Raw genomic sequence first — 13227 nt, 5'->3', positions numbered from 1 at the left:
CCACTACGGAGCGATCCCTGCTCCAACACACACAGAAAGGCCTCCCACGCCAGCCGGCGTGGGAGGCCTTCCCTGTGGAACCTTCTTCACGCCCCGAAACGGAAGGTGCGTGCCATCAGGGCAGCTAGGGATTTCCTTGGAGACCCCCTTGGCATAGCTTCACAGGATTTCCGCAAGGCCGAGGCGTCAGTCTGTAGTTATCTGGCTGGGGAGTTAGGCCCCCGTAGCTCATTCCGGTCAGTGCCGGGCTTGGCGGTCGCACCCCAGATGCGGTTCCAAGCCCGGCTGCCAGGTCTCCCGCTCCAAGACGTGAATAACGCACCCGTGCCGCGTCGTTGGAGCGCGTCACGGATTGGATTGCGGAAATGCCTATCACCAGCAATGTCGCTTGGGACGAACGACTCGAAGCCTTTAAGGGCCGGGACACAGCTCACTACATCGAGACGGTGAAGGCCGCGGCCAGCCGCTGCGCAGCCTGCCTGCTGCCTCTGGGCCCCGGAGCGGACCTGTCCCTGATGGTGTTCATCACCGAACGCTCCGGTCCGGACGGCATATCGTCGCTGACTTTCGATCCTGTCGTCTGTCATCTGCAGTGCCAGGAACCAGGGCTGACAATACGTGAAGCAATTGGACTGGTGGAAGGCGTGATCTCCGTTGGTGCACGGTTGGTCCTTGGCGGAAGTACGTTTGGGACGCCGGCCATTCCAGTGCTGGCCTACACCCTGGTACCTAACGTTGTTATTGAGGAACCGGGCGGGGAGATGACATCCGCGCTGGTTTCGCTCCTGCTGGGCCAGGGATTCCAAATGTCTACTAGTGCCCGCTACAGCGAGATCCTGCAGCGGGCCGTCCCTGCCCGGAGCACCTGCACCTGCACCGTGGCCGATGGGGGAGCGGTCCAGCTGCACGTTGACGGGCTCCTGATGTGTTCCCAGCAGCTGGATGTAAGGAACCGCAATGATGCCGATTGGTTGCAAGCTGCCGGCGCAGGCCGCGTCCTGGTCATCAGCGGCGACAACCTGACGTTCGCGGAAACCGGCCTGGAGCTGGCAGCAGCTGCCCGCCTCGGCACACTGGTCACCGGCTTCGTCCCGGCGTCCTGGTAACTACAATCCGAAAATATCCCTCTCAGCGGGGGATGCGGCGTCCCCTGAACCGGCTCAAGAGCAGAAGGACGACAGCCACGATCAACAGCACCGGGGCCACTCCCAGGAGGAATCCGAGCGTTTTCACGGCCAAGCCCACAATGAGGAGGACCACGGCGACGGCGACAATCGCCACGACTGGCGCTTTCATCAGTTACACCCTTCAACCGCACCGCTTAGGACTCAGGACACCGCAGAGATTGGCTAGTCCTCGAAATGGGTGGCCATTTGCTTGGCGCCCGATAGCCGCAAGATGATCTCGTTAGCGACTGCGTGGACTTTCATGTTCCGGTTGTTAGATGCCCGGAGGAGGAACTGGTACGCCTGCTCCTGCGTACAGCGGTTTTGCGTCATGATCATGCCGCAGGCGAGGTCGATGGCAGTTCTGCTTCCCATTGCCGCCTTGAGGTCCTCTGCGAGCAGTTCCGCGGTGACGATGCGCAGGGCCAGCCTCAGGGACTGCCCTGCCGTCTGGGTGAATAGGACAGCCTCATCAACGGCCTCGGCCGTGAACAGCCCGGTGGCGGGGGCGAAGAAGTTCAATGCCGCTGCTGCAGTGTCGTTTAACTCGACGGGCACTCCGAGGACACTTCTGTAGCCGGCCGCGGCGAGGCTCACGGAGTATTGGGGCCAGCGCCGGTCGGTGCTGGTATCGGCCAGCAGCATGGTTGTGAAGGTGTGGAGGGCTTCCAGGCACGGTCCGTGACCCAGGTCCTGTTCGATGTGGTCCAGGGCCACGGCTTTCTCACTGCTGCCGGCGATCGTGAGGGTCCTTTTGTGCCTGCGGAGCGTGGCGGCACAGGCAATGGGTGCGCCGGTGGTCCGGCTCAGGGAAGAAGCCGCATGCCTGGTCATACCGTCCAGGAAGCTTTTGATGTCCTCGCTCTCCACAATGAGCTGGTGGAGTAGCTGGAAGTCCTCGTACTGCCTGTCTGTGTCCACAACTCCCATGCTAGGAGCAAGGTTGTGGGAACAACAGGGGGTTTTGCGGGCAGGGGGTTAGTTCATGCCCCGCTCGCCCTCGTCCGCCTTCGGTTGAATTGCCTGGCTGTAGCTTGCACGGAGCCCATCAACACCGAGGCTATTAAGGGTTTCGTTCAGCGCGTGCGCCAGGATATCGCGCTCAAGCGGGGGAAGGCTCAGGGCGCCATAAATGTACGCCTGGACCTCGGTCAGCCCGGCCTTTCCTCCAATTCCGAAGTACTTGATCCAGATCTGCTCAAGAGTTAGTGGTGCAGCCTCGAATGCTAGCCGGAAACCTTGCCGCTGCTCGTCCTCGTCCCCAGGGACGGCCATAGTTCACCCCCGGTCAAGATCGGGTCCCGGCGTGGACCCGATAGTCTCTTCTGCCACTTCCTGCAATGTCCGGTTCTCGTTCAAAGCCCTGGTCATCAGGTGCAGCATCGCGTCGTGGTTTCCGATGCCCCGGCTGGCCATGACAATGCCCTTGGCGGTGCTGATGATGTCGCGCTGGGTAAGTGTCGACTTGAGTTGCTCGCTCAACATTTTGCCCCGCTCCCGGGCTTGGACATTGACCAGGAAGATCGAGGCCTGGGCTGCGAACAATTCCAGCAGCCGGATCAGTTTGTGCGACGCCGCCTTGGGGTTTGCCCAGTAAATTTTGATGGCTCCGAAAGCCAAGTCCCCGGAAAGGAGCGGAACACTGACACAGGACTTCAACCCCAGCTCGCCTGCTGCCATGCCCCATTCCGGCCAGCGGAGGTCTGTGTGCACGTCCGCGATATCCACCGGATGTCCGGAGGCCCATGCACTGAGGCAGGGGCCCTGCCCAAGCTCGTACTGGAGCGTGTCAGCCTGCGCCACAATCGGGCTCGTGGAAGCTGTGCTGCTGCGGCGGCCGTTGGTATCCAACAGGGAAACCCCCGCACCCGCGGCGTCACCGACTGCCAGGACCGCAGCCTCGGTGATGAGCTTCAGGGCGTTGGAGACGGTCTCCTCGGTCAGGAGCACGTTGGAAAAGCGCGCATAGACAGCGGCCAGCTCGTCAGCCAGCGGCAATTCAGTGTCCATGACCGCTCCATTCCCCGCGTTTTGGCCCTTGGTGAACCAACTGCTTTCCTCTCCTCATCTCAGCACACATACCCTCCACATTCCACTCATATCCGGGGCTCACGTGGCGTGGAGGTGCCGGGTGCGGGGGTGCAGGTCAGCGGCTGTTCCATGGGTGCGTTCGACGGCGTCCATCACCACTGCGGTGAGGCTCTGGGTGCTGACCATTGCTTCACGTTGCCTGTGGGAACCGGTGCCGAAGGCGAGGATATTGGCGAGTCCCAACCTCACATGTTCCTCGTCCCCGCTGCTGACCAGGGCCGGCCGGATGTGCTTCAGGAGGGCCTGCACAGCTTCGGTAGCAGGGCACGGAACGTACAGGAGGGGGTGCTGAAGATTACCTTCCACACCGGCCTCACTGGCCATCCAGCTCGCCAGGCGCAGTTGCGCGGCGGACACCCGGGGCGCCGGGACGCCTGCCCGCCACTCCTGGGCCGAGCGCTCCACCAGTGCCCGCACAATGGCTGCGATGACCGCGGCGTGTGCCGCCTCCATGCAGACATCGGCGATACGCACCTCGACGGTCGGGTGGCTGCGCGACAGCCGCGCGTCGAAGTACACCATGCCCTCGTCCAGGAGCACGCCGGAAGCCAGCAGTCCTTCAACGTGACGCCGGTACTCGCGCAGGGAACCGAATGTTTCGCAAGGTCCCGCCGTCGGCCACCTGCTCCACGCCTGGTAACGGAAACTTGCATAACCGCTGTTGGTTCCCTGCCAGAACGGGGAGTTCGTGCTCAGCGCCAGGAGCACAGGCAACCAGCGGCGAATACGGTCCAGGACCGCCACCCCTTCCTCCCCTGAATCGACGCGGACGTGCACGTGGAAGCCGCAGGTCAACTGCTCCCTGAAGGTCAGGTGGAACCGGGCGGCCATCTTCAGGTAACGCTGCTGGGGTACCAGGGTGGGGGTGCACGCCAGGGGACTGGCAGCCAGCGCCACCGCTCTTGCACCCACTGCCCGGGCGGCTGTATCGGCCATGGCCCGGCCCTGCCGAATTCCCTCTGCCATCTGCTGCAGGGTGGAACAGACCGGGCCAACCACCTCGAGCTGCTCCTGCTTGACCTCCAGGGCCAGGGCCGGGCCGGTGCCGGGACTTGTCGTACCGCGCCGCAGGGCCTGCTCCGCTACGGGCAGCGGCAACCCTGTGCCGGGATCCACGAGCAAAAATTCCTCTTCAACGCCGAAAGTCCGTTGAAGGCCGGGGGGAGGAAGGCCCGGCTGATTCTGAAGAGGTTTCATGGGATTTCCAATGAGGAAGGCAACCCGGACCGGTGACACATCGTCCGGACGGCCGTGAACCTTTCAGCCCTCCTGCAGGAGCCCCTCACCAGCCCGCCTAAGAGTCAGCAGGCTGCTGATACCCCCAAGGCTACCTACTTATGCAGGCGGCGGGAAGAGCACGGGAATGGGCTGAGTGCCGCAACTCAGGAAGAAGCGAAAGTCTTCATGGTCCCGCCGCCCGGCAACTAAACCCGGCCAGGAGCTTTGAGCAGGTGCCTATTCAAGAGGTAGCTGGTCTGTTGCGCGCATTGCCTGATCCCCAACAGATGAATTGCTGCAATCCGGGGCAGGACAACGGAGGGATCGTCCTCACTGGAGTCAAACCGCAGCGCCCACTCCAGATCAAGGGCAAGGCCCGCCAGCCGTTCCGCGCCCACCATCTGGCTTGAGGTTTTCAGGCTCAGTACAGCGTCTTTTGCGGTGACGGCATCACCGGTGGTCAGAGCCAGCCTGAGTCTTTCTATCCTGGAAGGCAGATGCGCGATGAAGTCCTGAATGAAGACTTTCCAGACTCCTTCGTCGCAGTCCAGTTCCAGGTGCAGCCTGTCCAGCACTGAACTGTCCAGCAGGGGCAAAGTGTGGTCGTCGTACTGAATCACGGCTGTCCTGCCGCCAAAAGGTCCACAGCCTTACGCCCTGAAATGGGTCGAAGGGGTTCCGCCCGGCAGATCGCTCAGGATGGTTTCGGCCACCACCCGGGCCTTGACGTTTCTGTTACTTGAGGCCCTGGCGAGGATGTTGAAAGCCTCCTGGTAGGAGCACCGGTTTTGCCCCATGATGACTCCGCACGCGACGTCAATGGAGGTTCTGCCCTGCATCGCGTTGCGTAGTTGATCGGCCGTTGCCTGGGCGGCCCTCAGGTCCCTGGCCATCATGTAACTGCTGGCTGCCACCTTGCTGAATGTAGTGAGACGCTCAATAGCCGCGGTAGTAAAGACGTCGTCCCTGTCCGCCAGGAGGGTCAAGGCGGCGAAATTCCCGGGTTCCAGGGGAACAGGCGCCGATGCCAGGGAACGGTAGCCGGCCTCAGCCATGTGTTGCCAGTAGGCGGGCCAGCGGGGGTTTCTGGAGTAGCTGTTAATGATGACCGCCAATTCCCCGCCGAGGGCCTCGGATACCGGACCGTCCCCGTTCTCCTGATCCCAACGGGCAAGGCTGGCGGCGCGGTCACTGGTGCCAGACGCCAGGAAGGCCTGCCGGGGCTGCGGAAGTAACACGACACAGTCCAACTGGCTACCGGTATCGGACAGCGCAGCCGCACCGGCAAGGACGAACAGGTCAAGGGAATCCTGGTCATTTTCGGCCCGGAAATCCAAGAGGGGCCCGGAGGTAGTAGGGACCGATGACTGTTTGCGGAACCACGCTGTCCCGCCGCCTCCGTCATCGGTCCCGGTCTGCTGGTGCAGCTTCCGCACCCCAAGATTTGTCCCCATAAATCCGTCCCCCTGAACCGTCAAAACGTTTGAAGAAAGTCTTCTGCGCGACGCTATTCAGGACGTTACGGGGCGGGGGTAGGTAGTACACGAGTAGTGAGTACTCGCTTTTCAACTGCAACCTACTGCCGCCAATTGGTTGTACGGCGACGAGCATTTCATCTGCAGTGGCCTGCTTGGCGGTGCCGGCTTCTCGACACCGCCAAGCATTAAGACCTCTGCTGTTCCCCCCAGGAAGACCTTGGCTGCTGGGCCCAGATCCCAGTTACTGCTTTGCGCTTCCGGCCTTACACGGACTACTGTGCACCGCCACGCTCAAGGGCCCCGGCAGATAGCGTCAAGGATGGCTCAAGAATGGCTCAACTTTCGCCGGCGCCATCAAGGCGTGGCACTAGAGGCCTGTGCGGCCCCTGGGAATTCCTGGGCACCGCCGGATTAGCCTCTGAAGATCTTGTCTCCAGCGGGATTCAGGGTTTCTCCAAGGAGAGTGGGGAATCCTGTGCAGGAAATGGGACAACGAAGAGGATTGACCACGCTACAAGTAAAGAGCCGCGGCAGGCGGCGGCTCCCGGGCGCCCGCCTGCGGCCGTTGCCAAAGGTGCATCCAGTTAAAGGCCGCTGGCCCCGCCTCGTTGCGATGGCGTTGATTCCTGCCCTGGCCATACTTGCCGTCCGCGCATGGGTGGTGGAACCTTTCACCGTGTCCTCGGACAGCATGGAGCCCACCATTCCTTCGGGCGCCGTGGTGCTCCTGTACAAGCCGGCTGCCGCGTCGGGTTGGATCCAGAATGGCGTGGTGGTGGCTTTCACCAATCCCGTTGACGGCCACCCGGCTATCAAGCGCGTCATCGCGAAGGAGGGGCAGACCGTTGCCATCCGCGACTCCGTGCTGTACGTAGACGACGTCCTCGTACCAGAGCCTTTCATCGATCACAGCCGCATCGACGCCACGTACTTCGGACCCGAAAAGGTTCCGGCCGGGAGCGTTTTTCTGTTGGGCGACAACCGCGGTGTTTCCATCGATTCCAGGGACTTCGGGGCCGTGCCTTTGACGGCGGTCCACGGCACCCTGCTGACGGGACAGAAGTAGGTTAACTGGCAAGCCGCCGTCCGATGGACGGCGGCTTCGTGCTGTGGCTGGGACGAGGGTGCAGCCGGCGCCATTTTGATTAGGCGGAGCCAGGCCCGCCGTTCGCCGCGTGGATGAACGTGGACAATGTCCTCGCCTCGGTGGGCATCAGGAAGACTTCGAAGGGCTTGATCTGGCCGGCCATTTCCAGGGTGAGAGCCGGTACAGCAAACCTTGGGACTTCCCAGCCTCCAAGGTCATATCCCAGGGCGGCCTGCACCCCTCGCTGGGGTTAGGCCGCCCTTGGACTGGGCAAGCAACCAGCATGTCACCCGTAGTGATGGCGAGGACCGCGGTGCCGGGATCCGCCACCAGGTACTGGGCCAGCGCACAAAACTACGCCCGGGCCTCCCCGCGCTGTGGCTGCGCGTTGTTGTGGAAGGTCCGGGCGTGGTGTCTTGGGCCCCGCATCCGCCAATGAAGACGGATACGGGGGTGGGGCCGCCACCCGGGCCCTTCCGGGCCCGGGTGGCAAGCGGACTAGCTGATGGCATTCATGGTGTTCCAGCCGGTGCCGGCCGAGACCCGGTTCGGGAAGATTCCGGCACCGTTGCCCAGGTAGGACCAGAGCGTGCCGCTCGAGTCCCTGGCCACCAGGTCAGCCCTGCCGTCGCCGTTCAGGTCACCGGCACCGCTGATGGCATTCATGGTGTTCCAGCCGGCACCGACGCGGATCCGGTTCGGGAAAGTTCCGGCACCGTTGCCCAGGTAGGACCACAGCACACCGCTCGAATCCCTGGCCAGCAGGTCAGCCCGGCCGTCACCGTTCAGGTCGCGGGAAGAACTGATGGCATTCATGGTGTTCCAGCCGGCACCGACGCGGATCCGGTTCGGGAAGATTCCGGCGCCGTTGCCCAGGTAGGACCACAGCACACCGCTCGAATCCCTGGCCAGCAGGTCAGCCCGGCCGTCACCGTTCAGATCGCCGGAGGCGCTGATGGCATTCATGGTGTTCCAGCCGGCACCGACGCGGATCCGGTTCGGGAAGATTCCGGCGCCGTTGCCCAGGTAGGACCACAGCACACCGCTCGAATCCCTGGCCACCAGGTCAGCCCGGCCGTCACCGTTTACATCGCCGGAGGCGCTGATGACATTCATGGTGTTCCAGCCGGCACCGACCCGGACGCGCGTCGGGAATGCTCCAGCTGCGTTGCCCATGTAGGTCCAGAGCACTCCGCTCGAGTCCCTGGCCAGCAGGTCCGCGTTGCCGTCACTGTTGAAGTCCCGGAGCGCGGTCAGGATGCCGGCAACGTTGGCTGCCGTTACCGCGGCCGAGGTCTGGGATGCCGTAGCATACCCGGTCTTGGAACCGGTGACCCTGACGGTGATTGCCTTGCCCGCGTCGCCGGCCTTCAGGGTGTAGCTGGATGCCGTGGCTCCGTTGATTGCTGTGCCGTTGGCGAGCCACTGGTAGGCCAGCGTCACCGGAGCCGGTCCCCAAACACCGGTGTTGGCCCGCAGGACGGCACCTACAGCAGGCGTTCCCGTAATGGTCGGGGCAGCCGTCACCAGCACCGGTACTACAGGGGTGACCGCGTTGGACACCACTACCGGGCTGGAACCGTGGACGTTCTTTGCCGTGACCTCGAAGCGGACCTCAACACCGTTGGTCAGGCCGGTGACCACCAGGCTGGTGGCATCACCTTCCGTAGTGCGCAGCTCGCCGATCTGGGCACCCGTTGCCACGTTGACGACCTTGATCTCGAACCCTTCGGTGATCCCGCCTGCTTCAGCAGCAGTGAAGTTCACCGTTGCCTCACCGTTGCCCCTGACGGCGGTGACGCCGGTAGGTGCGCTTGGTGCAACCGAGTCGGCGAAGACCAGGGTTTCGATGTTCCGGAGGGTGTCCGTTCCGTCTGCGCCGGCGTTGTTGTGGGTCACCGTCGTCACCCCGTTCTCTTCCGTGACGGTGTAGTTCACCTCGATGTCGGAGAACACGGCCTTGTCGGTGCCACCGCTGGTGGAGAGGATTTCCCGTACCGCCTGGATGTTGCCCGGGTCGACCTTGCCGGCGAAAACGTCCGCTTGGAGGGTCGCTCCGGTCAGGGCACCGGCCTCGTTCTTCAGGTACTGGGCGGTCATTGACGTGGCACTGCCGATCACTTCGCCGGCGTCGTTCTTGACGCTGAGCCGGACGTTCAGGTAACGGTCACCGTCGATGATGTCGTTGCCTCCACGGCCTTCGATGATGTCGCTGCCGCCGCCGCCGAGGAGGATGTTGCCGTCGGCCCAAGCCATGGCGTTCTCCGAGGAGTCCAGAACCGGGCAACTCTGGGAGGCCGAGGCGGCGATAACGTCCGCAATGCGAGTGGTTCGCGCTTCTGCCGGGATCAGTTCGCTGAGGCCGGCAATACGGTTCACCCCGTGCACATCCAGGACGTTGCAGCCGATAAAGCCTTCGCCCCCGAGCACGCCCGGGATGATGTCGTCGCCCCGCAGCTTGTCATTCAGGGGGCCTCCGGAGAGTGCCTCCACTTCGTTGTAACGGTCGCGGACGCCTATTTCGAGGATATCCAGGGGCAGGATCTGCAGGTTGAGGTCGGCGTCCTGCGGCTGGGGATCGTGCAGGCCGATTTCCCAGTCGTAGCCGGAACCACCAGCCGCCTTTTCGATGCCCGGGCCTGCGAGTCCGATGTCGTCCCCGCCTTCCATGTCGTAGTCATCGTCGCCGCCCTGGCCGATCAGGATGTCATGGCCCGGCTTTTCCGAATCATCCAGGAAGAACAGGTTGCTGGAGTCACCGATCAGCAGATCGGGGCTTTCGCCGCCTTCCATCCAGTCATCGCCGCTGCCGGCGATGACCGCGTCCATACCCTTGCCGGCAATGGCGAAGTCATTGCCCTCACCGGCGAAGGTTTCGTTGTCGTTCTCCCCGCCGTTGGTGAAGTCGCTGCCGTCACCGCCCATCAGGATGTCCAGACCCGGGCCGCCGTCGATCGCGTCGTTGCCCGGGCCGCCCTTGTGGATGTCGTCCCCGGCCATGTCAGTGATGATGTCGCTGCCTTCGCCGCCGAGCGCGACGTCGGCCCCGTCGCCACCCTCGATGATGTCGTTGTCTTCGCCGCCCCAGAAGGTGTCATTGTCGACGCCTCCGTAGATACGGTCGGCTCCTGCGGTGCCGTTGTAAACCCCTTGGCCGTTGATGCCGGCAGGGTCCGCAGTATTTGAGGCGCGGTACTTGATCGTGCCATCAGACATACGGATAAGGACCGCGGTTTCGTTGCACTCCGAGTCCGCGTCGTCAGCGACGGTGTTGCCGGAGAGGGTAAAACCGTCCCGGGTGCCGGCCAGGTTCTTCAGTTCGAACTTGCAGTCGGCGGTGGCGAAGGCGTCGGCCTTCAGCGCCTGGGCGTTGGTGTTGCGCATCACCAGTTCAGCGAAGGAGTTGCCTTCCAGCTGTGCCCGCAGGTTCATGCCAGGGGTACGCGCCAGGTAGTAGAGACGGTCCCCGTTCTGCAGTTCAGTCATTTGCTTCTCGAATACGTAGTTGAACGTGCTGCCCAGCAGCCCGCCGAACAGGTTGGTCCGCTCTGCCAGGCCGCCGACCCAAAGATCGACGTCTTCAAGACCCGTCCTTGTCGATCCTTCTGCATCTGACCATGTTTCACCGGTACCGTTCATGAACGCTGCAGCGTCCTCCGGTGGGACATCCCCCGCGATCGTATCCGGGTTGACGATGGCGCGGGCAGCTGCGCGCTTGGCTGCCAGCGTGGATGCCTGCGTGATGGTGGGGTGCTTGCCGTAGGCTGCCACGAAGTTGATCAGGGACTGCGGGTGCTTGAGGTTCTCCCCGAAATCGATCCAGTTCATGTAGGGCTTGAGCTGGCCGTCGTTGGTGGCCTCGTGGATTTCCTTACGCAGCGCGTTCAGTCTGGGGATGCCTTCGGAGCGGGCGCGGGTGATGTTGATGGCGGCGAGGTCCAAGGGGAGGCCCAGCAGGTTGTTCCGTAGTGTTTCCGTGACGTGTTCGTCCAGTTCGTTGCCGGCCTGGTCGGACATGCCCATGACGATGCTGCCCGCAGCCTGTTTAGGGGTCAGTTTGCCGGCATCGCCGCCGTCAAAGTAGGCCGGCGGATTCAGGAAACCCTCCAGCAGTGAGATGTCATTCACCGAACCGGCGACGTCATCCGAGGTCCCGTAGGTCCCGTCGGTTCCGGGTTTGTGTTCGTTGCGTCGGGAGATGGTCTCGGTGAGCATCGAGTGGCCGAACCGGTAGACGGCGTGGGCAAACTCAGCCGTGACGGCCGGGTTGATATCGGTTTCGGTGAAGGCGAATGGCTGGAACGGGTTGATGGCCGGCTGTACCTTGCGGGCGAAGTCCTCGAACACAATGTGCTGGTATTCCATCTCCGTGACAAAGCGGGCTGCCTGGAAGATGCGCTCCCCGTAGTCGAACGTGGAGTCGCTGACCGCCTCATAGCTGGCGCGAAGTGCGGCATTTTCCGGCTTCGCCAGCGTGGCCTTGACGTCATCGACCAGGCGGTCGTGCTCTGAATGGAACACTTGGTGAATGGCCGTCAGGCCGATGTTCTCGTTGACACGCCCGTCACCGGCAATGAAGTGCGCGTTGAGCATCTCATCGTCGTACGTACCCGCGGGCTGGCTGGCAAAGTCAGCCGAGGCCGTCGTGTCGTCGTCCGTCCGCGGGGCAACAGGCGGGGTGTCCGGTCGGTGGTCCGTGTCCTTGGCCGACGGGTCGGCATTGTGCGCGATATCGGTCAGGAACGGGGTGTTGAAGTAACGCACGTTCGCCGGAACAAGGGTGCCGGCGCCTCCGTTGGCAGCCGGATCGACTTCCACTTCCCCCGTTGCCGTTATGAACTTCGGGAAACCGTTGGCGCCCGGAATGAAATTTCCGTAAAGGTCGACGGCCAGCATCGGAACGTTCAGGACGTCCTTGTCCAGCAGTTGGATTCCGAGCAGGTCGCGGGCCTGCTTTTTCGTGGATTCCCACGTGGCCATGCCGCTTGCTTCCGGCGTGCCGGGCATGCCCCCGAGCATCTTGCCGGTGGACACGGGCTGGCCGGCAGCGTTCTTCGCGTATTCGCGCAGGAAGACCTGATGGGAAGCGTGCGAGGTGTACGTCTGGCTCTGATCCACCCACGGTGAGTCCGTGTTCAGGGCGTCCTGCACGTCGTCGCTGGTGTCGTCAGGAGTGCCGTTGTCCTGGTTCTGGCCGCGGGTGAGGACCATGAAGCGGAGTTGAGGGGGAAGATTATCAGCCGTAGTGGCCATGTTGTGGTCCGGACCGGCGATCAGCGGATCATCGGCCTTCAGTGGAACGTAAACCGTTCCTCCGCCCTTTACCGTCTGGTCTACGCCGTGGTCAAAGAACTGCCCGAACAGGGTGAACATCGAGTTGTAGGGTGGCGATAAGCCGACATCGGTGGTGACGTTGGGGATAAAGAGCGTGCTGTGGGATGGGACGCAACCGGCCGGATCAGCGGCCACCGGCGGTTCTGCGAGCGGATCGGGGTCTGTGGTGCAGGGCTTGACACCGTCATTGCCCTGCGTGCGCACGGGATTGCCGGCAGCGGAAACGGCGGCCGGGTTGGTGGACGTCTGGTCCACAATCAGGTTGCTGATGACGCGCGGCTGGGAATCGAAGACGTCCCCGGCTTTCTGTGAGTAGCTCGTATCCACCGCCGTTCCGCGCGGGTTGGCAGTGCCGCTCTCAGCGTCGCGGAACGACTTCGAGGTCAGACGCGGGAATACGTGGTCGGCGGCGCCGTAGGTTTCCTGGCCAGGCTGGAGGTTGTTGCAGCTTCCGTCAACCGTACGCAGCCCGTGGGACAGCAGCGGGCTGGCCAGTTGGTTCGGGCCGGTGCCCAGGAGGGCCCCGCAGGGCCCGGTTTCCGACGTCGTGTTCACGACGTGGGCCTCGGCGATCTTGATCTGCTTCAGGATGAAGGACAAGTCGGCAGGCGTCACGGTGAAGCCGGCGCCTACCGGAGCTTGCACTGCATTGGCGGCGATGGGCGGCAAGCCCATGGAAGCGGCCAGCGCCACTGCCCCGGATGCAGCCACGAACCGGAGGCGTGGGCGAGTGCTGTTTTTTTGTGTTGGTTTACGCGATGAAGCCTTCATCCTGCGATCTCTGCTTCCCCTGTGGGGCCAACTCCCCAGTAGAGTCGGCGAACAAGGCAATGCTGCAGGGGTGTCCTAGGGA

General features: G+C 63.1%; 10 protein-coding genes. 2 read left to right on the top strand and 8 right to left on the bottom strand.

Features of this window, described 5'->3' with window-relative positions:
- The first annotated feature begins 365 nt into the window (after positions 1–365).
- Entirely contained in the window at positions 366–1106 is a 741-nt protein-coding gene (locus M1E07_RS15620) for a hypothetical protein (RefSeq protein WP_461187544.1), read from the top strand.
- A 22-nt stretch (positions 1107–1128) separates the two neighbouring features.
- On the opposite strand, the gene M1E07_RS15615 is transcribed toward M1E07_RS15620, so the two are convergent.
- The 7 genes from M1E07_RS15615 to M1E07_RS15585 form a co-directional block, all read right to left on the bottom strand.
- Complete coding sequence (locus M1E07_RS15615) at positions 1129–1296, bottom strand: hypothetical protein (protein WP_461187543.1); 168 nt, start codon at positions 1294–1296, stop codon at positions 1129–1131.
- Between the two features lie 53 nt (positions 1297–1349).
- A complete protein-coding gene (locus M1E07_RS15610) occupies positions 1350–2096 on the bottom strand; it encodes a GAF and ANTAR domain-containing protein (protein WP_461187542.1) in 747 nt (248 codons plus the stop codon).
- A 48-nt stretch (positions 2097–2144) separates the two neighbouring features.
- Positions 2145–2441 carry a hypothetical protein gene (locus M1E07_RS15605; RefSeq protein ID WP_461187541.1) on the bottom strand — a complete coding sequence of 99 codons (297 nt, stop codon included), beginning with the start codon at positions 2439–2441 and terminating at the stop codon, positions 2145–2147.
- Positions 2442–2444: 3 nt separating this feature from the next.
- The gene (locus tag M1E07_RS15600) at positions 2445–3176 is read right to left on the bottom strand and encodes a GAF and ANTAR domain-containing protein (RefSeq protein WP_461187540.1); all 732 of its coding nucleotides are present in this window, start codon (positions 3174–3176) and stop codon (positions 2445–2447) included.
- A gap of 99 nt (positions 3177–3275) precedes the next feature.
- The gene (locus M1E07_RS15595; protein WP_461187539.1) at positions 3276–4454 is read right to left on the bottom strand and encodes a glutamate--cysteine ligase; all 1179 of its coding nucleotides are present in this window, start codon (positions 4452–4454) and stop codon (positions 3276–3278) included.
- 227 nt (positions 4455–4681) lie between these two features.
- On the bottom strand, positions 4682–5095 hold the full coding sequence (locus M1E07_RS15590; protein WP_461187538.1) for an Hpt domain-containing protein: 414 nt from the start codon (positions 5093–5095) through the stop codon (positions 4682–4684).
- A gap of 30 nt (positions 5096–5125) precedes the next feature.
- Positions 5126–5929: a GAF and ANTAR domain-containing protein gene (locus M1E07_RS15585; RefSeq protein ID WP_461187537.1), complete on the bottom strand. Its 804-nt coding sequence runs from the start codon at positions 5927–5929 to the stop codon at positions 5126–5128.
- Positions 5930–6566: 637 nt separating this feature from the next.
- Here M1E07_RS15585 and lepB point away from each other — a divergent pair.
- Positions 6567–7019, top strand: coding sequence for a signal peptidase I (lepB, locus tag M1E07_RS15580; protein ID WP_461187536.1), 453 nt, complete (start codon positions 6567–6569; stop codon positions 7017–7019).
- Between the two features lie 519 nt (positions 7020–7538).
- Here lepB and M1E07_RS15575 read toward each other — a convergent pair.
- Positions 7539–13085, bottom strand: coding sequence for a peroxidase family protein (locus M1E07_RS15575; protein WP_461187535.1), 5547 nt, complete (start codon positions 13083–13085; stop codon positions 7539–7541).
- Positions 13086–13227: the final 142 nt, after the last annotated feature.

It is taken from the genome of Arthrobacter sp. Z4-13 (assembly GCF_054792705.1).
The sequence above is the reverse complement of the archived record's forward strand: the minus strand, read 5'-3'. Positions and strand labels throughout refer to the sequence as shown.